The organism is Streptomyces ambofaciens ATCC 23877 (genome assembly GCF_001267885.1).
GTDB lineage: Bacteria > Actinomycetota > Actinomycetes > Streptomycetales > Streptomycetaceae > Streptomyces > Streptomyces ambofaciens.
In genome coordinates, this window is record NZ_CP012382.1 from 1,952,575 (window position 1) to 1,972,187 (window position 19,613).

General features: G+C 73.2%; 21 protein-coding genes. 11 read left to right on the forward strand and 10 right to left on the reverse strand.

Translation table 11 applies throughout. The features are described 5' to 3' along the window. Positions 1–164 precede the first annotated feature (164 nt). A complete protein-coding gene (locus tag SAM23877_RS08810; RefSeq protein WP_053128633.1) occupies positions 165–392 on the forward strand; it encodes a hypothetical protein in 228 nt (75 codons plus the stop codon). Between the two features lie 13 nt (positions 393–405). Here SAM23877_RS08810 and moaA read toward each other — a convergent pair whose 3' ends face one another. The 3 genes from moaA to SAM23877_RS08825 form a co-directional block, all read right to left on the reverse strand. Beyond that, positions 406–1,395: a GTP 3',8-cyclase MoaA gene (gene moaA, locus SAM23877_RS08815; RefSeq protein WP_053128637.1), complete on the reverse strand. Its 990-nt coding sequence runs from the start codon at positions 1,393–1,395 to the stop codon at positions 406–408. A gap of 178 nt (positions 1,396–1,573) precedes the next feature. Next, positions 1,574–3,208, reverse strand: a complete 1,635-nt coding sequence (locus tag SAM23877_RS08820; RefSeq protein ID WP_053128640.1) for a solute symporter family protein — start codon at positions 3,206–3,208, stop codon at positions 1,574–1,576. Next, positions 3,205–3,561 carry a DUF485 domain-containing protein gene (locus SAM23877_RS08825; RefSeq protein ID WP_053128642.1) on the reverse strand — a complete coding sequence of 119 codons (357 nt, stop codon included), beginning with the start codon at positions 3,559–3,561 and terminating at the stop codon, positions 3,205–3,207. Before SAM23877_RS08825 ends, SAM23877_RS08820 begins: the two co-directional genes overlap by 4 nt. Positions 3,562–3,825: 264 nt before the next feature. On the opposite strand from SAM23877_RS08825, the gene SAM23877_RS08830 reads away from it, so the two are divergent. From SAM23877_RS08830 to SAM23877_RS08870, 9 genes are all read left to right on the forward strand, one after another. Then, positions 3,826–5,400 carry a S8 family peptidase gene (locus SAM23877_RS08830; RefSeq protein ID WP_053128645.1) on the forward strand — a complete coding sequence of 525 codons (1,575 nt, stop codon included), beginning with the start codon at positions 3,826–3,828 and terminating at the stop codon, positions 5,398–5,400. Between the two features lie 52 nt (positions 5,401–5,452). Beyond that, positions 5,453–6,973 (forward strand): S8 family peptidase, encoded by a 1,521-nt coding sequence (locus SAM23877_RS08835; protein WP_053128647.1) that lies wholly within the window; start codon positions 5,453–5,455, stop codon positions 6,971–6,973. Between the two features lie 117 nt (positions 6,974–7,090). Next, on the forward strand, positions 7,091–8,848 hold the full coding sequence (locus SAM23877_RS08840; RefSeq protein ID WP_244902924.1) for a CoA transferase: 1,758 nt from the start codon (positions 7,091–7,093) through the stop codon (positions 8,846–8,848). Positions 8,849–9,023: 175 nt separating this feature from the next. Beyond that, positions 9,024–10,022 (forward strand): CopD family protein, encoded by a 999-nt coding sequence (locus SAM23877_RS08845; RefSeq protein WP_425314752.1) that lies wholly within the window; start codon positions 9,024–9,026, stop codon positions 10,020–10,022. Between the two features lie 180 nt (positions 10,023–10,202). After that, positions 10,203–11,189, forward strand: coding sequence for a DEDDh family exonuclease (locus SAM23877_RS08850; protein ID WP_053128650.1), 987 nt, complete (start codon positions 10,203–10,205; stop codon positions 11,187–11,189). Positions 11,190–11,283: 94 nt separating this feature from the next. Beyond that, entirely contained in the window at positions 11,284–11,517 is a 234-nt protein-coding gene (locus tag SAM23877_RS08855) for a hypothetical protein (RefSeq protein WP_071528763.1), read from the forward strand. Between the two features lie 79 nt (positions 11,518–11,596). Next, positions 11,597–12,388 (forward strand): SURF1 family cytochrome oxidase biogenesis protein, encoded by a 792-nt coding sequence (locus tag SAM23877_RS08860; protein ID WP_053128653.1) that lies wholly within the window; start codon positions 11,597–11,599, stop codon positions 12,386–12,388. A gap of 63 nt (positions 12,389–12,451) precedes the next feature. Next, the gene (locus SAM23877_RS08865) at positions 12,452–14,239 is read left to right on the forward strand and encodes a glycoside hydrolase family 15 protein (RefSeq protein ID WP_053128654.1); all 1,788 of its coding nucleotides are present in this window, start codon (positions 12,452–12,454) and stop codon (positions 14,237–14,239) included. Between the two features lie 4 nt (positions 14,240–14,243). After that, positions 14,244–14,999, forward strand: a complete 756-nt coding sequence (locus SAM23877_RS08870) for an SDR family oxidoreductase (RefSeq protein ID WP_053128656.1) — start codon at positions 14,244–14,246, stop codon at positions 14,997–14,999. 143 nt (positions 15,000–15,142) lie between these two features. Here the strand turns inward: SAM23877_RS08870 and amaP are convergent, their stop codons facing one another. Genes amaP through SAM23877_RS08895 form a run of 5 tightly spaced genes read right to left on the reverse strand, consistent with a single transcriptional unit; the run spans position 15,143 to position 17,459 of the window. Continuing rightward, complete coding sequence (gene amaP / locus SAM23877_RS08875; protein ID WP_053128658.1) at positions 15,143–15,730, reverse strand: alkaline shock response membrane anchor protein AmaP; 588 nt, start codon at positions 15,728–15,730, stop codon at positions 15,143–15,145. Then, entirely contained in the window at positions 15,727–16,392 is a 666-nt protein-coding gene (locus tag SAM23877_RS08880; protein WP_053128659.1) for a DUF6286 domain-containing protein, read from the reverse strand. Before SAM23877_RS08880 ends, amaP begins: the two co-directional genes overlap by 4 nt. Then, positions 16,389–16,772 carry an Asp23/Gls24 family envelope stress response protein gene (locus tag SAM23877_RS08885; RefSeq protein WP_053128663.1) on the reverse strand — a complete coding sequence of 128 codons (384 nt, stop codon included), beginning with the start codon at positions 16,770–16,772 and terminating at the stop codon, positions 16,389–16,391. The genes SAM23877_RS08880 and SAM23877_RS08885 overlap by 4 nt, the downstream gene beginning before the upstream one ends. Next, complete coding sequence (locus tag SAM23877_RS08890; protein WP_053128665.1) at positions 16,769–16,954, reverse strand: hypothetical protein; 186 nt, start codon at positions 16,952–16,954, stop codon at positions 16,769–16,771. The genes SAM23877_RS08885 and SAM23877_RS08890 overlap by 4 nt, the downstream gene beginning before the upstream one ends. A 22-nt stretch (positions 16,955–16,976) precedes the next feature. Continuing rightward, entirely contained in the window at positions 16,977–17,459 is a 483-nt protein-coding gene (locus tag SAM23877_RS08895) for an Asp23/Gls24 family envelope stress response protein (RefSeq protein WP_053128667.1), read from the reverse strand. Between the two features lie 87 nt (positions 17,460–17,546). Here SAM23877_RS08895 and SAM23877_RS08900 point away from each other — a divergent pair, with 87 nt between their 5' ends. Beyond that, positions 17,547–18,275, forward strand: coding sequence for a hypothetical protein (locus SAM23877_RS08900; RefSeq protein ID WP_053128668.1), 729 nt, complete (start codon positions 17,547–17,549; stop codon positions 18,273–18,275). A gap of 17 nt (positions 18,276–18,292) precedes the next feature. Here the strand turns inward: SAM23877_RS08900 and SAM23877_RS08905 are convergent, their stop codons facing one another. Next, complete coding sequence (locus SAM23877_RS08905) at positions 18,293–19,096, reverse strand: enoyl-CoA hydratase/isomerase family protein (RefSeq protein WP_053128670.1); 804 nt, start codon at positions 19,094–19,096, stop codon at positions 18,293–18,295. A gap of 158 nt (positions 19,097–19,254) precedes the next feature. Continuing rightward, positions 19,255–19,476: a helix-turn-helix domain-containing protein gene (locus tag SAM23877_RS08910; protein ID WP_053128672.1), complete on the reverse strand. Its 222-nt coding sequence runs from the start codon at positions 19,474–19,476 to the stop codon at positions 19,255–19,257. Positions 19,477–19,613 lie beyond the last annotated feature (137 nt).

Below are 19,613 nucleotides of genomic sequence, written 5' to 3' on the forward strand. Positions count from 1 at the left end.
AGAAGTGCTCAGATGAATCGTGTGGTTCCGGTGCCGGGTCATGGGTGACCCATGACATACTTCGTATGCGCTCCGCATCCCCCGTCGGAGCGACGGACCGACGCCGGGCAGCTCCCCCCGTGGCTGCTCGGCGTCGCCTTTTGTGCGGACTTGTGAGACGAACTGTGAGTGACGAGACCACCCCGATCTGCTCCGCCAAGGGCTGCCGCACCGCCGCCGTGTGGGTGCTCGCGTGGAACAACCCGAAGGTCCACACGCCCGAGCGGCGCAAGACGTGGATCGCCTGCGACGAGCACCGGGAGCACCTGTCCCAGTTCCTCGGGGTGCGGGGCTTCCTGAAGGACGTCGTCCCGCTGGCCGAGTGGGAGGCCCCTGCGGGCTCCCAGGGGTGACCTGGCCGCGTGCTCAGCCCCCGATGGCCGACATGGGCCGGTCGGGCTGCACGAAGGTCGGGTCGTCGAGGCCCGCGCCGGCCTTCTTCCCCCACATGGCCAGTCGCCAGATGCGGGCGATCTCCTCGTCGGGGGCGTCGGAGCGCAGGGCGGCGCGCAGGTCGGTCTCCTCCTGGGCGAAGAGACAGGTGCGCACCTGGCCGTCGGCGGTCAGGCGGGTGCGGTCGCAGGCCGAGCAGAACGGACGGGTGACGGAGGCGATGACGCCGACGCGGTGCGGGCCGCCGTCCACGAGCCAGCGCTCGGCGGGGGCGGAGCCGCGCTCCTCGGAGCCTTCGGCGGTCAGCTCGAAGCGGGTGCGCAGGGAGGCGAGGATGTCACCGGCGGTGATCATGCCGTCGCGCTTCCAGCCGTGCTGGGCGTCCAGCGGCATCTGCTCGATGAACCGCAGCTCGTAGTCGTGCTCGACGGCCCAGGCCAGCAGGTCGGGTGCCTCGTCGGCATTGAGGCCGGGCATCAGGACGCTGTTGACCTTCACCGGGGTGAGTCCGGCCTCGCGGGCGGCCTGAAGGCCCTCCAGGACGTCCTTGTGGCGGTCCCGGCGGGTGAGGGTCTTGAAGACGTCCGGGCGCAGCGTGTCCAGCGAGACGTTGACCCGGTCCAGGCCCGCGGCCTTGAGGGCGTCCGCCGTGCGCCTGAGGCCGATGCCGTTGGTGGTGAGGGACATCTGGGGGCGCGGCTCCAGGGCGGCGACGCGCTCGACGATGCCGACCAGACCGGGGCGCAGCAGGGGCTCGCCCCCGGTGAAACGGACCTCCTCGATACCGAGGGAGGTGACGGCGATGTCGATGAGGCGGACGATCTCGTCGTCCGTGAGCAGGTCGGGCTTGGCCAGCCACTGCAGGCCCTCTTCGGGCATGCAGTAGGTACAGCGCAGGTTGCAGCGGTCGGTCAGCGAGACCCTCAGGTCGGTGGCCACTCGGCCGTAGGTGTCGATGAGCACGTGGGCCCCCTCCCTCGACGCGGATCGGTGGAGCACTTCTCTCCTCCGACACCTGCGAGCCTACGTGACCGGTCCGACATCGACAGCGGCCCGATCCCACGACGTGCGGCGCGGCCGCGTCGTAGGGATCTACGAGCGGCCGCGTCACGGTTGTCCGGAGTTTCGTCTCTACGGGGGCTCAGTGCGCTCCGGTGCCGGTCAGGGACCGGACCTCCAGCTCCGCGTACTTCGCCTCGTCGGGCTTCTCCTTCGACAGGACCGTGCCGAGCCAGCCCATGAGGAAGCCGAACGGGATGGAGATGATGCCGGGGTTCTTCAGCGGGAACCAGGCGAAGTCGACGTCGGGGAACATCGCCTTCGGGTCGCCGGAGACCACGGGCGAGAAGAGCACCAGGCCGACGGCGACGATCAGGCCGCCGTAGATCGACCACAGGGCGCCCTGGGTGGTGAACCGCTTCCAGAAGAGGCTGTAGAGGATGGTCGGCAGGTTGGCGGAGGCGGCGACCGCGAACGCCAGGGCGACCAGGCCGGCCACGTTCAGGTCGCGGGCGAGGGCGCCGAGCGCGATGGAGACGACGCCGATGAGGACGGTCGACCAGCGGGCCGCCCGCATCTCCTCCTTCTCGGTGGCCTGGCCCTTGCGGATGACGTTGGCGTAGATGTCGTGCGCGAAGGACGAGGACGAGGCGAGGGTGAGGCCGGCGACCACGGCGAGGATGGTCGCGAAGGCCACCGCCGAGATCGTGGCGAGCAGGATCGCGCCCCAGGCCGAGTCGACGCCGCCCACGTGCAGGGCGAGCAGCGGCGCGGCCGTGTTGCCGGCCGGGTTGGACTCGGTGATCTCCTTCGGTCCGACGAGCGCGGCGGCGCCGAAGCCGAGCGCGATGGTCATCAGGTAGAAGGCGCCGATGATGCCGATCGCCCAGTTCACGGACTTACGGGCGGCCTTGGCGTTGGGCACCGTGTAGAAGCGGATCAGGATGTGCGGCAGGCCGGCCGTGCCGAGCACCAGGGCGATGCCCAGGGAGATGAAGTCGAGCTTGGTGGTGCCGGTCGCGCCGTACTGGAGGCCGGGCTCCAGGAACGCGGCGCCGTGGCCGCTCTTCTCGGCCGCGGTGCCCAGCAGGTCGGAGATGTTGAAGTCGAACTTCAGCAGCACCAGGAAGGTGATCAGGATGGTGCCGCCGATCAGCAGGACCGCCTTGACCATCTGGACCCAGGTGGTGCCCTTCATGCCGCCGATCGAGACGTACACGATCATCAGGATGCCGACGAGGGCGACGATGAGGATCTTGCCCGCGTCGGAGGTGATGCCGAGCAGCAGGGAGACGAGGATGCCGGCGCCCGCCATCTGGGCCAGCAGGTAGAAGATCGAGACGATGATCGTGGAGGTGCCGGCGGCCGTGCGCACGGGGCGCTGGCGCATGCGGTAGGCGAGGACGTCGCCCATCGTGTAGCGGCCGGAGTTCCTGAGCGGCTCGGCGACCAGGAGCAGGGCGACCAGCCAGGCGACCAGGAAGCCGATGGAGTACAGGAAGCCGTCGTAGCCGAAGAGGGCGATGGCTCCGGCGATGCCGAGGAAGGAGGCGGCGGACATGTAGTCGCCGGAGACGGCGAGTCCGTTCTGGAAGGCGCTGAACGACCGGCCGCCCGCGTAGAAGTCGGCGGCGTCCTTGGTCTGGCGGCCCGCCCAGACGGTGATGCCGAGCGTCGCGAGGACGAAGAGCGCGAAGAGCGTGATGATCAGCGGCCGGTGCTCGCTGGCCTCGTTGGCGGCCAGTTCGGCGGCGAGAACGGTCTGTGCGGGGCTCATGCGCCGCCCTCCATCCGGGACTTGATGGCCTCGGCCTTGGGGTCGAGCTTCGCGGCCGCGTGCCGCGAGTACCACCAGGCGATGAGGAACGTGGTGACGAACTGGGCGATACCGAAGACGAAGGCGACGTTGATGTTGCCGAACAGCTTGGTGCCCATGAAGCCGCCGGCGTAGTTCGACAGCAGCACGTACAGCAGGTACCAGGCGACGAAGGCGATCGTCAGCGGGAACGCGAAGGAGCGGAAGGAGCGGCGCAGGTCGGCGAACTCGGCGCTCTGCTGGACTTCGGAGAACTCCTCGGCGGACGGAAGCGGGCGTTCCCCTTTCGCGGGGGGTGGTGCGTCGGTGGCCACGGAGTCTCCTCGTACGACGGACATGACGGCTGGGACCTCGGTTTCTCGCGGGGGCCTGGACGTGCTCGGGCTCCCTGTCCAACGACACGGCGCGTCCCCGGGACCGGTTCAACACGCGGGGCACTTTCCGAAGTCACCGGCGGTGGGTCATTGCTGGCCAGCGGGTGCGGGGGATAGCTTCGCCCTGCACCACTCCGTCATGTACCTGCCCGAGCACCACCTGTGACTCGGGCCGGTTTCGTTTCAGGATGATGTGGAGACCCCATGGCTCATCTGCCCACGCCGCGTTCCCCGCGGTCCCCGCGTTCCAGACGGCGCCTGGCTCTCGCCGTGCCGGTCGTGCTCTCGCTCACCGCGTCGCTCGGTTTCCTGCCGGCGGCCGCCTCGGCCGCCCCGCGCGCGGAGGCCCCCGCCGACGCGGCACGGGCCGGCCAGGCCTCGGACGCGCCCCGTCTCGCCTATGTCGTCAACACCAGGACGGACCACCGCACGATCGCGTCGGTGAAGCGGGCGATAGCCGAGGCCGACGGCAGCGTCGTCGCCACCTACCAGAAGATCGGCGTGATCGTCGTCCACTCGGCGAACCCGGACTTCGGCAGCGAGATACGCAAGGCCCGCGGGGTCCAGTCGGCGGGCGCGACCCGCACCGCGCCGCTGACCGCCGCCGGGACCACGGACCAGGGCGCCGCCCAGACGCTCTCCGCCGAGCAGGCCGCGCGGACCGCGAAGGCGTCCGAGGCCGCCGGTGCGAGCGAGCCGCTGGAAGCGGACCAGTGGGACATGCGCGCGATAGGCGCCGACCAGGCCGCGAAGATCAACCCGGGCAGCTCCCGGGTCACCGTCGCCGTGATCGACACCGGCGTCGACGACACCCACCCCGACCTCGCCCCGAACTTCTCCGCGGCCCAGTCGGCCAACTGCGTGGGCGGCAAGGCGGACACCAGCGAGGGCGCCTGGCGGCCGTACACCGCCGAGGACTACCACGGCACCCATGTGGCCGGTGAGATAGCCGCCGCCCGCAACGGCATCGGCGTCGCCGGTGTCGCGCCGGGCGTGAAGGTGTCGAGCATCAAGGTGAGCGACCCGGACAACGGCCTGTTCTACCCCGAGAACGTGGTGTGCGCGTTCGTGTTCGCCGCCGACCACGGCGTGGAGATCACGAACAACAGCTACTACGTGGACCCCTGGCTGTACAACTGCATGGACGACCCGGACCAGCGCGCGATCGTCGACGCGGTCAACCGGGCCCAGCTGTACGCCCAGCGCAAGGGCACCCTGCACCTCGCCTCGGCCGGCAACTCCAACCACGACCTGGACTCCGACGCGATCGTCGACGACTCCAGCCCCGACGACTCCACGCCGGTGCCGCGGACCATCGACCCGCACGAGTGCTTCGACGTGCCGACCCAGCTGCCGGGCATCGTCACGGTCAGCGCGACGGGCGTCGACGAGGACAAGTCGTACTACTCCTCGTACGGCAAGGGCGTCGTCGACGTCGCGGCGCCGGGCGGCGACGGGCGCTACCAGATCCCGGACACGCCGTCGAAGAACGGCCGCATCCTGTCGACCATGCCGAACAACGAGTACGCCTGGCTCCAGGGCACCTCGATGGCCTCGCCGCACGCCGCGGGCGTCGCCGCGCTGCTGAAGTCGAAGTACCGGCACGCCTCCCCGGCCGCGCTCCAGGCGCTGCTGAAGGCCCAGGCGGACAACCCGGGTTGCCCGGCCTCCTACGACCAGGACGGCGACGGCGCCCAGGACGCCACGTGCGAGGGCGGCGAGCGGGTCAACGGCTTCTACGGCTTCGGCATCGTGAACGCGCTGCGCGCGGTGAAGTGACCGGCTCCGGCCGCTTCCTCAGCCCTTCCGGAACGAACTGGAGACATCGCACATGACAGCGCACCACCCGCGTCACCGCCGCGCCCTCGTGATCCCGGCCGGCCTGGCCGTGGCCGCGTCCCTCGCCGTGCTGCCCGCCGTCCCGGCCGGTGCCGCCGAGGCCGCTCCCCCGGTCGCGGCCGACGCGTCGTCCCCGCTCAGCTACGTCGTCAACGTCCGCGCCGGGCACGGCCCCTCGGCGCAGGTGAAGCAGGCGATAGCCAAGGCCGGCGGCACGATCGTGACGTCGTACGACCGGATCGGCGTGATCGTCGTCCACTCCTCGAACCCCGACTTCGCCAAGAGCGTGCGCAAGGTGCGGGGCGTGCAGTCGGCCGGTGCCACGCGCACCGCTCCGCTGCCCTCGGCCGCCACGACCGACGTGGGCACCCCGAAGGTGCTCAGCGGCCGTGAGGTCGCCGCCGCGGAGGCCGCCGAGGGCCAGGACCCGCTGGAGTCCCTCCAGTGGGACCTGCCCGCCATCAAGGCGGACCAGGCGCACAAGAAGTCGCTGGGCAGCGAGAAGGTGACCGTCGCGGTGATCGACACCGGCGTGGACGACACCCACCCGGACATCGCCCCGAACTTCGACCGGGACGCCTCCGTCAACTGCGTCTCGGGCAAGCCGGACACCGCCGACGGCGCCTGGCGGCCGGGCGCGGCCGAGAGCCCGCACGGCACGCACGTGGCCGGCGAGATCGCCGCCGCGAAGAACGGCGTCGGCATGACCGGCGTGGCGCCCGGGGTGAAGGTCTCCGGCATCAAGGTGTCCAACCCGGACGGCTTCTTCTACACCGAGGCCGTGGTGTGCGGCTTCGTGTGGGCGGCCGAGCACGGCGTGGACGTGACCAACAACAGCTATTACACCGACCCCTGGTACTTCAACTGCAAGGACGACCCGGACCAGAAGGCGCTCGTCGAGGCCGTCACCCGGGCCTCGCGGTACGCGGAGAAGAAGGGCGCGGTCAACGTCGCCGCGGCGGGCAACGAGAACTACGACCTCTCCTCCGACGAGATCACCGACCCGTCGTCCCCGAACGACACGACGCCGGGCGACCGGGTGGTCGACCCGTCCGAGTGCCTCGACATCCCGACCCAGCTGCCCGGTGTCGTCACGGTCGCGTCGACCGGTGCGAAGGGCCTCAAGTCGTCCTTCTCCAACCACGGCCTGGGCGTCGTCGACATCGCCGCGCCCGGCGGCGACTCGACGGCCTACCAGCCCCCGGCGCCGCCCGCCACCAGCGGGCTGATCCTGGGCACGATGCCCGGCGGCAAGTGGGGCTACATGGCCGGTACGTCGATGGCGTCGCCGCACGTCGCGGGCGTCGCCGCCCTGATCAAGTCGACGCACCCGTACGCCTCCCCGGCGATGGTCAAGGCCCTGCTGTACGCCCAGGCCGACGCCACGCCGTGCACCAAGCCGTACGACATCGACGGCGACGGCAAGGTCGACGCGGTGTGCGAGGGCTCGAAGAACCGCAACGGCTTCTACGGCTGGGGCATGGCCGACGCGCTGGACGCGGTGACCTGGTGACCGTCGCCTGAGCAGTCACCACACGCGTGTGTGAAGCGGGCCGGGGAGCAATCCCGGCCCGCTTCGTGCGTGGGGGAAGGTGTGAGAGACGTGGGAGACGTGGGAGACGTGTAAGGCATGGCAGGCACTGCGGGCGAGACGGGCGGGGCGGACATGGCGGGCGGGGTCGACACCGGGCACGTGTGGTCCGCGTTGGGCGGCGATCCCGCCCTGGTGGACGCGGTGTCGGAGGTCGTACGCCCCGGGGTGCTCGACGCGCGGCTTCCGGTGCGGGACCTCGCGCGGGCGTGCGTCGGCGCGTGCGCGCTGGCCGCGGCCGAGCTGGCGGCGCGGCGGGCGGGGTGGCCCGAGGTGCCGGGCGTGCGGGTGGACGACGGCGCCGTCGCCGCGGCCTTCACCAGCGAGCGGCACCTGCGGGTCGGCGGGCGGGAGCCGGTGGCGTTCGCGCCGCTGTCCCGGCTGTGGCGGACGGCCGACGGGTGGGTGCGCACCCACGCCAACTACCCGCACCACCGGGAGCGGCTCCTGGCCGCGCTGGGCGCGCCGGGGGACGTGGACGCCCTGGAGGCGATGCTCGCGGGGCGGTCGGCCGCGGAGGTCGAGGAGAGCGTGTACGCGGCCGGCGGGCTGGCCGTCGCGCTGCGCACGCCCGGGCAGTGGGCGGCGTCCGGACAGGGGGCGGCGGTGGCCCGGCGGCCGTTGGTCGAGCGGGGTCGGCTGGACGCGTCACCCGCGCGGGTGCTCTCCTCGCCGGCCCCCCGGTCCCCCTCGGCCTCCCTGCTGCCCGCCGCCGGGCTGCGCGTCCTCGATCTGACCCGCGTCATCGCGGGACCGGTCGCCACCCGTGTGCTGGCGCTGCTCGGCGCCGACGTGCTGCGCGTGGATCCGCCGGGGATGCCGGAACTGCCGGACCAGCACGCCGACACGGGCTTCGGGAAGCGGTCCGCGACGCTGGACCTGGCGGCCCGTCAGGACGTGTTCGAGGATCTGCTCGGCTCGGCCGACGTGGTCGTCACCGGATACCGGCCGGGCGCGCTGGACCGGTTCGGGCTGTCCCCCGAGGCGCTGGCGGAGCGCCGGCCGGGGCTGGTCGTGGCGCAGTTGTCGGCGTGGGGGGCGTACGGCCCGTGGGCCCGTCGGCGCGGCTTCGACAGCCTGGTGCAGGTGGCCACCGGGATCGCCGCGATCGAGGGGGCGGCCGGACGGCCGGGTGCGCTGCCCGCGCAGGCCCTCGACCACGGCACCGGGTACCTGCTGGCGGCCGGGGTGCTGCGGGCGCTGACCGAGCAGTCGTACGAGGGCGGCGGCCGGTACGTCCGGGTGGCACTGGCCCGGACCGCGACCTGGCTGACGGACGGCCTCCGGCCGGACGACGAGGATGGCGCGGCGGCCCAGGCTGCCGACGCCGGCGGGGCCGGCGGGGTCTGCGGGACCGGCGGAGCACGACAGGCGGGCAGGGCCCGGGAGGCAGGCGAGGCGCGGGAGGCGGACACCGCGCGGGAGGCGGGCAGCACGCCGAAGACGGACACCACGCCGAAGACGAGCAGCACGCCGGAGACGGACACCGCACAGGAGACGAGCAGCACGCCGAAGACGGACACCACACAGGAGACGAGCAGCACGCCGAAGACGGACACCACACAGGAGGCAGACAGCACGCCGAAGACGGACACCACGCGGGAGACGAGCAGCGCGCCGAAGACGGGCACCGCGCCGGAAGCGGCAGGTTCGGGGCCGGAGCCCTGGCTCGCCGAGCGGGACAGTCCGCTGGGGCGGCTGCGGTACGCGCTGCCGCCGGTGTCGTTCAGGGGCGGGCCGACCGACTGGGCGCGGCCGCCGGGACCGTGGGGCGCGGACACCGCGCGGTGGACGTGACGCGTCGTCCACCCGCTCCCCGGCCCGCCCGTCGGGCCTCCCTCGGCCCTTGCTCCGGCCTCCCGAACCGTACGGCCGCCACGTACGTCTTCCGGTACGGAGCACCGGGCCGCCCGGAGTTCTCCGGAACTTGCCCGGATCCGGGGGAGCTGGTGAAGATCTCGAGGTGACCTTGATGAAACCCCCGTCCCGGGCCGCCGAACCCGGGCGGCACGCGCGGCCCTCCGGCACCGGCCGGACCGCGGCCGTGCTCGTGCTGGTGGTGCTGGGCGCGTCGATACCCGTCCTCGGCCCCTCCCCCGCCCTGCACGGCACCGGAGAGGCGGAGGCGCCCGGGGCGGGCGGCATAGCCCTGCTGCGCACGGTGCTCTTCGCCGCGCTGAGCGTCCCGCTCGGCGAGCTCTTCGTGAACCGGCTGGCCCGGTCGCTGCCCGGTGCTCCCCCGCAGCGGCCCCGCAGTTGGGCGCCGTACGCCGCCACCGTCGGCTTCGTCGCCGCGCTGGGCCTGGCGTCGGTCGTGGCCACCGGCAACCTGGTGCCGGACAGTGCCGCCGACATCGACGTGGGCGGCCTCTACGAGTCCCGCGACGGCAAGCTCGCGCTCCTGGAGGTCAACGGGTTCCTCGCGGCCGGCCTCTGCGCCACCTCGCGCCGGCCGGGCCTGCAGGTGTGGCCGCTGGCCGCGGTCGTCGTCGCGGAGGCGCTGCGCGCGCACCCCACCACCGAGTACAGCCCGCTGATCGGCTCGGGCCTGACCCTCGTCCATCTGACGTGCGCGTCCCTGTGGGTGGGTGGTCTGCCGTACGCGCTGCGGACCCTGCGGCGGTGGCGGGGCGCCGGGGCGGGACCGGCCCTGCTGGGGCTCTACGCGCGCGTGGCGGCCGTGCTGCTGGCGGCCATCACCGCGACGGGGGTGTGCAGTTCGCTGCGGCGCATGCCGCCGGGCACGATCGCGGACCAGTTGACGGACACGGCGTACGGGCGGGTCCTGCTCGCCAAGGTGGTCCTCGTGGCCGCCGTGGCCGCCCTCGCCCTGTGGGCCAGGGTCCGGCTGTGCCGCGCGCCCGACCCGCTGGACGCCTGCTCCCCCGCGCGCGCGGAGGTCGTCGCCCTCGGCGTGGTGGTCGCGGTGTCGGGACTTCTGACGGCCCTTCCGGTGCCGATCCGGTGGTGAGCCGGCGCCCGTGACCGACCGCGCGCACGGGCGGCCGGGGAACTCACGACGCGTGGGCCGCGTCACACCGCCGCGAACCCCCGGCCGGGGGACCGAAGTTGACGGAGGAACCGTTTCGCCGGGCGCCGCGGGGCACCTGTGGGACCTGAGTGTCAGTCGCGGCCCGTATCCTCGTGAACCATGCTCGAAGACCGTACGACCGCAGCGTCGACCGCCACGGTGTGGCCGGCCGCGTATCCGCAGGGGTACGCGGTCGTCGACGTGGAGACCACCGGCCTGGCCCGCGACGACCGCATCATCTCCGCGGCCGTCTACCGACTGGACGCCCGCGGTGAGGTCGAGGACCACTGGTACACGCTGGTCGATCCCCAGCGCGACCCGGGCCCGGTGTGGATACACGGTCTGACGAGCGAGGCGCTCCGGGGCGCGCCGCTCTTCCCGGACGTCGCCGAGGAGTTCGCGGCCCGGCTCGACGGACGGGTGCTGGTCGCGCACAACGCGGTCTTCGACTGGCAGATGATCGCCCGCGAGTACGCGCGCGCGCAGCGCGAGGCCCCGGTGCGTCAACGGCTGTGCACCATCGCGCTCGCCAAGGCGCTGGACCTGCCGCTGCCCAACCACAAGCTGGAGTCGCTGGCCGCCCACTTCGGCGTCGTGCAGCAGCGGGCGCACCACGCGCTCGACGACGCGCGGGTGCTGGCGGAGGCGTTCCGGCCGAGCCTGCTCGCGGCCGCGGCGGGCGGCGTACGGCTGCCGCTGCACGAGTGCCGCCCGCTGACCGAGTGGTCGGACCGGCCCGCGCCGAGGATCGGACAGCAGGCCGGCTACGGCGGCTACCGGCAGAGCAGTTGGCGCCCCTCCCGCAAAAGGCCCGCATGCCCCTATCCCAACCCGGGACGGTACGAAGAGGGCAAACGACTCAAGCAGGGCATGCGGGTCGCCTTCTCGGGTGACACCTCCGTGGAGCGGGACCTGCTGGAGGACCGCGCGACCGAGGCCGGGCTGCACGTGGCCGGCAGCCTGTCCCGGCTGACCAGCCTGCTGGTCACCAACGACCCCGACTCGGGCACGTCCAAAGTGGTCAAGGCCCGCCAGTACGGCACGCCGGTGGTGGACGAGGCGGCGTTCGGGCAGCTCCTCGCGGATGTGGAGCCCGCGGACGGCTGAGCCGCGCGCACCCGCGACGTACGGACGGGTGATTCCGGGCGACTCGCCCGGCGCCCGCTCGCCCGCGTCGCGACGACGGCCCACCCTGTGGCGCATGGCGACATGTGAAGTCTGCGGCAACAACTACGGAATGACCTTCGAGGTCCACGCCCAGGGAGCGGTGCACGTCTTCGACTGCTTCTCCTGCGCGATCCACCGGATGGCCCCCATCTGCGAGCACTGCCGGGTGCAGATCATCGGCCAGGGCGTCGAGGTCGAGGGTCACTGGTACTGCGGCGCCCACTGCGCCCGTGCCGAGGGAAGGGCGGGGATCGTCGACAAGGTCTAGTCCCGTCGGCCCGCGGCCGACGGCGGCGCAAGGCGTACCCGCCGCATCGCACCCCACGACCGAGTTGTACCGTCGTGGGGTGTACCGCTTCCTGTTGTCCCGCCAGTGGGTGATCCTCACGCTGGTCGCCGTGCTGCTCGTCCCCACGATGATCCGGCTGGGCTTCTGGCAGATGCACCGCTACGAGGAGCGCACCGCCCGGAACGACCTGGTCGCGCGGGCGCTCGACGCGGCCCCCGTGCCCGCGCAGTCGCTGACCGCACCCGGCAGGAAGATCACATCGGACGAGCGGTACCGCACCGTCACCGCGCAGGGCCGCTTCGACACCGACCGCGAGGTCGTCGTCCGACGCCGCACCGACTCCGACGACAACATCGGTTACCACGTGCTGACCCCGTTCGTGCTGAACGACGGCAAGGTCCTGCTGGTCAACCGGGGCTGGATCCCCGCGGACAGCGCGAGCCAGACCGAGTTCCCCGAGGTCCCGGCGCCGCCCCGCGGAGAGATCACCGTCACCGGGCGCCTGATGCCCGACGAGACGACCGAGGCGAGTGGCATCAAGGATCTCGCGGGCCTGCCGGACCGGCAGATCATGCTCATCAACAGCGAGCAGCAGGCCGAGCGTCTGGGCGCGCCGGTGCTCGGCGGGTACGTCGTCCTCCTCGAGCCGGCGCCGAAGGGCGACACCCCGGAGCGGATCGGCAGGCCCGGTGACGAGGACGCCGCGCTGAACTTCGCGTACGCGATCCAGTGGTGGCTGTTCGCCGCGGCCGTACCGGTCGGCTGGTGGTTCCTGGTCCGGCGCGAGAAGCGCGAGCGGGAGAGCGCCGAGGACGTGGAACCGGCGCGGGCACAGCCGGCAGCGGTGTAGCGGCCCGTCGTGAGCGCGGGGGCGGAGCCGATTGCTCCGCCCCCCGTCGGGAAGACGGCAACCGTGCACTCCGACATCGAGGACTACGCGCTCATCGGCGACGAGCAGACGGCGGCCCTGGTCTCCACGGACGGTTCCGTGGACTGGCTCTGTCTGCCCCGCTTCGACTCCGCCGCCTGCTTCGCCAAACTCCTCGGCGACGAGGACAACGGCCACTGGCGCATCGCCCCCAAGGGCGCCGAGCGCTGCACCCGGCGCGCCTACCGGCCGGACACCCTGGTCCTGGACACCGAGTGGGAGACCGAGGGCGGCTCGGTGCGGGTCACCGACTTCATGCCCCAGCGCGACCGCGCCCCGGACCTGGTGCGGGTCGTGGAAGGGCTCAGCGGAGAGGTCACCCTGCACAGCGTGCTGCGGCTGCGGTTCGACTACGGCTCGGTCGTCCCGTGGGTGCGCCGGTCCGACGGGCACCGGGTGGCCGTGGCCGGACCGGACTCGGCGTGGCTGCGCAGTGAGCCGGAGGTGCCCAGCTGGGGGGAGGACTTCGGGACGCACGCCGAGTTCACCGTCGCCGCGGGCGAGAAGGTCGCCTTCGTCCTCACCTGGCACCCCTCGCACGAACCCCGCCCCCCGCTGATCGACCCGTTCGTCGCCCTGGAGCACAGCGTCGAGGACTGGCGGGCCTGGGCCGCGCACTGCACCTACGACGGCCCGTACCGGGACGCCGTCGTGCGCTCCCTGATCACCCTCAAGGCGCTGACGTACAAGCCCACCGGCGGGATCGTGGCGGCCCCCACCACCTCGCTGCCCGAGGAGCCGGGCGGGGTGCGCAACTGGGACTACCGGTTCTGCTGGCTGCGCGACTCCACCCTCACCCTGGGCGCCCTGCTGTCGGCCGGGTACCTGGAGGAGGCCGAGGCGTGGCGCGACTGGCTGCTGCGCGCGGTCGCGGGAAACGCCTCCGACCTGCAGATCATGTACGGCCTGGCGGGCGAGCGGCGGCTGCCCGAGTTCGAGCTGCCCTGGCTGTCGGGCTTCGCCGGGTCGACGCCGGTACGGATCGGCAACGACGCGGTCAACCAGCTCCAGCTCGACGTGTACGGCGAGGTCATGGACTCGCTGTCGCTGGCCCGGCTGGCGGGCATGCACCCCCAGCCGCAGATGTGGGAGTTGCAGTGCGCCCTGATGGACTTCCTCGCCACGGCGTGGCGGGAGCCCGACGAGGGGCTGTGGGAGGTGCGCGGCGGGCGCCGGCAGTTCGTGCACTCGAAGGTGATGACGTGGGTGGCCCTGGACCGGGCGGTGGGCACCCTGGAGGACCATCCCGAGCTGGGCGGAGGCGACCTGGACGGCTGGCGGGCGCTGCGCGACGAGGTGCACCGGGAGGTGTGCGAGAAGGGCTACGACCCCGCGCGCAACACCTTCACCCAGTCCTACGGCTCCGCCGAGCTGGACGCGTCACTGCTGCTCATCCCGCGGGTGGGCTTCCTCCCCCCGGACGACCCGCGGGTCGTCGGCACGGTCGACGCGATCGGCGCGGAGCTGACCCGGGACGGCCTGGTGCGCCGCTACAGCACCGAGGGGGATCCCGTCGACGGGTTGCCGGGCGGCGAGGGGACCTTCCTGGTGTGCTCGTTCTGGTACGCGGACGCCCTGCACGCGACCGGCCGGACGAAGGAGGCCCGGGAGCTGTTCGAGCGGCTGGTGGGGCTCGTCAACGACGTGGGCCTGCTGGCCGAGGAGTACGACCCGGTGGCCGGCCACCAGCTCGGCAACTTCCCGCAGGCGTTCAGCCATATCGGCCTGGTGAACACGGCTCTCGCCCTGTTCGGGGAGGAGGAGGCAGGATAGGGCCATGGATCTTGGACTGAAGGACCGCGTGTACGTCGTCACGGGAGCGACCCGGGGGCTGGGCAACGCCTCCGCGCGCGAGCTGGTCGCCGACGGGGCGAAGGTGGTCGTCACGGGGCGGGACGAGGAGAGCGTCGCGCTGGCCGCCGAGGCGCTGGGCCCGGGCGCCGTCGGGGTGGCCGCCGACAACGCCGACCCCGGGGCCGCGGATCGGCTGATCACGACGGCCCGTGAGCGCTTCGGCCGCTTCGACGGCGTACTGATCAGCGTGGGCGGCCCGCCCCCCGGGTTCGTCGCCGACAACACGGACGACCAGTGGCAGACGGCGTTCGAGTCGGTGTTCCTCGGCGCGGTCAGGCTGGCCCGCACGGCGGCGGCCGAGCTGGAGCCGGGCGGCGTCATCGGCTTCGTGCTCTCGGGCTCGGTGCACGAGCCGATCCCGGGTCTGACCATCTCCAACGGCCTGCGGCCCGGTCTGGCCGGCTTCGCCAAGTCCCTCGCCGACGAGCTGGGCCCGCGCGGGATCCGGGTCGTCGGGCTGCTCCCGGGCCGGATCGACACCGACCGGGTCCGCGAACTGGACGGCCTGTCCGCCGACCCCGAGGCGACCAGGGCGGCGTCCGAGTCCCGCGTCCCGCTGCGCCGCTACGGCACCCCCGAGGAGTTCGGCCGCGCGGCGGCGTTCCTCCTCTCCCCCGCGGCCTCCTACGTGACGGGCGTGATGCTGCCGGTGGACGGCGGGGTACGGCACGGCTTCTAGGCCGTCCCCAGGCCGCGCGTCCGCCGGGCGAGCGGTGCGCGCGGCACCGGCACCCACCGCGCCTCGGCCGGCAACTCCGGGCGGGCGCGGGGGCGCGGGGCGGGCGCGGGGGCGCGGGGCGCGCGCCGAGCGGTCCGCGCGGTTCAGTTGACCCGCTCCGCACGGTGCTTGACGCCCTGGAGGTGGACCTCCGCCGGGAGGGCCGGGAGGCTCGCGGAGGTGCGGGCGTGGCTCAGGGCGTGGGTGGTGAGGTCGCCCAGCGCGGTGCCGGGGTCGACGTGGGGGGCCAGCAGCAGCCGGACACGGGCCGCCGGGGCGTCGCGACGGCCGATGAGCCTGACCTTGGCCCGTTCGACCCCGTCCACCCGGTCCGCCTCCCCGGCGAGGGCGGCCCGCAGGGCCCGGCCCCGCAGTACGGCGCCCTCTCCGTCGCCGGTGTCGACGAGGACTTCGTCCAGCCGGCGGCGGCGCAGCACGGCCACGAGCCACCACAGGGCGAGCAGCAGCAGGACGGCGAGCACGGCGATGACGACCGGCCACCACCAGCCGGCGTCCCGCCACCGGGTCCGCTCGGCGGTGCTCAGCAGCACGTCGTGCGGACCGTCGTGGAGCCACCAGGAGGGTGCGGTGGCGCCGAGGCCGATGGCGAGGACCGAGCCGCCGAGGGCGACCAGGACCAGACCCGCCAGGCCCAGCAGGACACGGTCGACGGTCCTCAGCACCGCCCTCACCCCTTTCGTCCGGGTCGCGCCACCCGTACCGACACGGCGGGCCGCCGGGCCAGTCCCAGCCCGTCCACCGCGTCGTCGAGCACGCCGTCCAGTTCGGTCCGTACGTCGTCCAGTTCCCGGAAGTGCGACAGCGCGCGCACGCGGGCCTTCCGGCGGCGCACCCGCACCCGTGCGGACTGCACTCCGGCGACCTCCATGGCCCGGTCCCGCAGCGCCGTGGCGGCGGCGTCCCGGTGGAGCCCCGCTCGTACGTCCGGGTGGGTGCGCCGCATGGGCAGCACCTTGCGCAGGCCGGGGGTGAGGGCCAGCACGAGCAGCCACAGTCCCAGCGCCGCGGCGACCCCCGCGCCGACCAGCACCCAGGTGTCGTCGAGGGGACGGTCGGCGAGCTGCCGGGCCAGGTCGCGGCGCCAGCCGAGGGCGGACCGGCCGGTACGCACGGCGACGACGTCGTAGAGGAAGGCGCCCGCCGCGAGCAGGAGCAGCAGCGCGACGATGCCCGCGGGGATCCTGCGGGCGGACCAGAAACGGCCGTCCGGTCCGCTCCCGGCATCGGAGGCGGGCGGAGACGGGGCTCCGTCGCCGGACGTCTCCTGCTCCGTGGCGGGCTCCATGACGGGCATGCGCCGGGTGCTGCCGTCCGTGCCCTGGGGCTCGCTCATCGCGTCCTCCCCTGTCTCTCGCCGTACTCCGCCGCCAGGTGCAGCCGTTCCACCTGGACGGCGACCTCCGGCACCGCCATGCCCACCAGCGCGCGCACCCGTTGGACGACCTGGTGACGCACCCGCCCGCAGCGGGCGCCGATGTCGCAGGGGTAGTCGAGTTCGAGATGGACCCGGACGTGGGCGGTGTCGTGGTGGACCACCACGGTGGCGTGCGGGCGCTCCGCGTCCGGGTGAAGCGGGCCGACCGCCTCGCGCGCCGCCTGTGCGGCGACCTTGGCGACGACCCGGTCGGCGATCCGTGTGGCGCCGCGCTCGCCCGGCTCCACCACGGCCAGGGGTTCGAGGAGCTCACCGGCCCCCTCGCTCACGCCGGTCACCGTCGCCGGTCGTCGCGGGCGCGGAAGAAGTCGCCGAGTTCCATGTCCCCCTCCAGAAGGCGGCCGACGACGAAGCCGACGGCCCCCAGGGCCGCCACCAGCAGAAAGGCACCGAAGCCGCCGAAGTACCCGGCGAAACCCAGTGCCATGCCGGCGATCATGCCGACCACAGCCATGTTCATGGTGCGCTCTCCTCGGTCCGCGTCACTTGATCCGGGGCTCCGGCTCCTCGTCCTCCTCGTCGGGCAGCTTCACGTCGCTCACCGCGATGTTGACCTCGACGACCTCGAGGCCGGTCATCCGCTCCACCGCCGCCACCACGTTCTCTCGCACATCCCGGGCGACGTCCGAGATCGACACGCCGTACTCGACGACGATCTCGAGATCGAGCGCGGTCTGCGTCTCGCCGACCTCGGCCTTGACGCCGCGCGACACCCCCGACTTCGTCCCGCCGGGCACCCGGTCGCGCACGGCGCCGAAGGTGCGGGACATCCCGCTGCCCATCGCGTGCACACCGGCGACGTCGCGTGCCGCCATTCCGGTGATCTTCTCCACGACGCCGTCGGCGATGGTGGTCCGCCCCCGGGTCCCCGGGTCCCCTCCGCCGCGCCGCGCCGTCTGGCCCTTGACCGTCCCGGTGGGTTCCGTGATCCCCTGTCCGGTGCGGCCGCTCTCCATGTCACTCATCGCCGTACGTCCCTTTCGGTCGTAGTCCTGAAACCACCGTAGGCGGGGTTGCGGCGTCCCGCGCCGTGGATGCGGCAGGCTGGAGCAATGACGACGGCGGACCGATGGACGCGGACGGTGCGGGAGCAGTTGGGGCTCGGCAGGCTGCTGCCCCTGGGCGGCCGGCGGGACGGCGCCTGGATCGCCGAGCGGGCGGCACGCGAGGTTCTGCTGACCGCGGCCCGGCGGGTCGCGGGCGTGCGTCCGGGCGGGCTGCGGATCGCGCCCGCCGACCCCGGGGAGTTCGAGGAGGCGGCCGTACCGGCTCCGCCGAGCGCGCTGCCGCCCGGGCCGCTGCGGGTCACGGCCGACTTCGCGGCGACCGTCGACTCCCCGGCGGCGGAACCGCTGCCCGCGACGGCCGCGCGGCTGCGCGCCGCACTGGCGGCGGCGACGCGGGAGCTCGGCCTCACGGTGACGGACGTGGACCTGCGGGCGACGGCCCTGCTGGACGCGGCCACGGAGCCGGCGCCCGCGCCGGGGCCCGAACCGCGGCCTCGCGCCGCCGTGGACCGGGGGGAGGGTGACGAGGGCCGTGCGGCCGACGTCGCGCTGGGTGTCCCGGGCGTGACCAGGCTGACGGCCACGCTGGGCCGTGCGGTCGTCATCACGGAGCCGGCGGCGGCGGAAGCCCTGCCGCGCCGCCATGTCCGGGTGGAGCTGGCGGTGGGCGCGGGCCACCGGGCCGTGGAGGTCGCCCGGCAGGTCCGCGCGGCGGTGTCGGACGCCCTGTCCGACCGTCCGTCGGTGGCGGTGGTGGTGACGGCGGTGGACTGAGGGCGTCCGCGCCCGGGTTACTCCCCGAGGCCGGCCAGGTCGCGCAGGCGGCGTGCCTGGGCGGCGCGTTCGGCGGCGCGCTGGGACTCGTAGTCCCGGTGCTGGGCGCCCTGGAGCAGCGCCTTGGTCTCGATGACCGCGTCGCGCGGCGCGGCGAGGACGGCCGACACCAGGTCGTGCACGGCGCCGTCGAGTTGGCCGACGGGCACCGCGATGTTGGCCAGCCCGGTGGCGACCGCCTCCTCGGCCGCGACGAAGCGGCCGGTCGCGCAGATCTCCAGCGCCCGGGCATAGCCGACCAAGGACACCAGGGGATGCGTGCCCGTCAGGTCCGGCACCAGGCCGAGGCTGGTCTCGCGCATGGCGAACTGCACGTCCTCCGCGACGACCCGCAGGTCGCAGGCGAGGGCCAGCTGGAAGCCCGCCCCGATGGCGTGCCCCTGCACGGCGGCGACCGACAGGATGTCGCTGCGCCGCCACCAGGTGAACGCCTCCTGGTACTCGGTGATGGTCGCGTCCAGCTCGGCGTCACCACCCCGTGCGAGGTCGATGAACGACGGTTCGCCGTCGAAGCCCTCGGGCGTGAACGCCTGCCGGTCGAGCCCGGCCGAGAAGGACTTGCCCTCGGCCCGCAGCACCACGACGCGGACGGAGCCCGGCAGCAGCCGGCCGGCCTCGGCCAGCGCCCGCCACAGGGCGGGGCTCTGCGCGTTGCGCTTGGCCGGGTTGGTGAGCGTCACCGTGGCGATCGCGTCGTCGACGGTGAGCCGCACGCCGTCCTGGTCGAGTACGGGACCGAGGTCGTGGGCGGGCGAAGCCATGGGGCGCCTCCGAAAGATGCGGTCGTCGTCCCCACCGTGCGGCGGCCCGGGGGCCGGACGACGGCAGAGCTAAGTGACTGCACAGTAACCACCCGGACGGTCTGTCGACCGGCCGGGTGGCCACCTTCACTTTCGGAGTCGAGGGGCCGCCCGGGGAATCAGGCCGTTGTGGCCTTTTTGCCCCGGGTAGCCCCGCCACGCCCTCGCAGCGTGACACCCGACTCACTGAGCATGCGGTGCACAAAGCCATACGAGCGGCCGGTTTCCTCGGCCAACGCCCGGATGCTCGCACCGGCGTCGTACTTCTTCTTCAGGTCTGCCGCGAGCTTGTCGCGCGCGGCGCCGGTCACCCGGCTGCCCTTCTTCAGAGTCTCGGCCACCCGTGCCTCCTCATGGGAAGTGCGCTCTGGTCTCCTCATGATCACCCCTCGCGGCCCTCATGGCCACCCATTCGGCAAGGTCGATGAGACAGGGATGTGACGACAGGAGCGGGCCCCCACATACGGAACGCTTGATT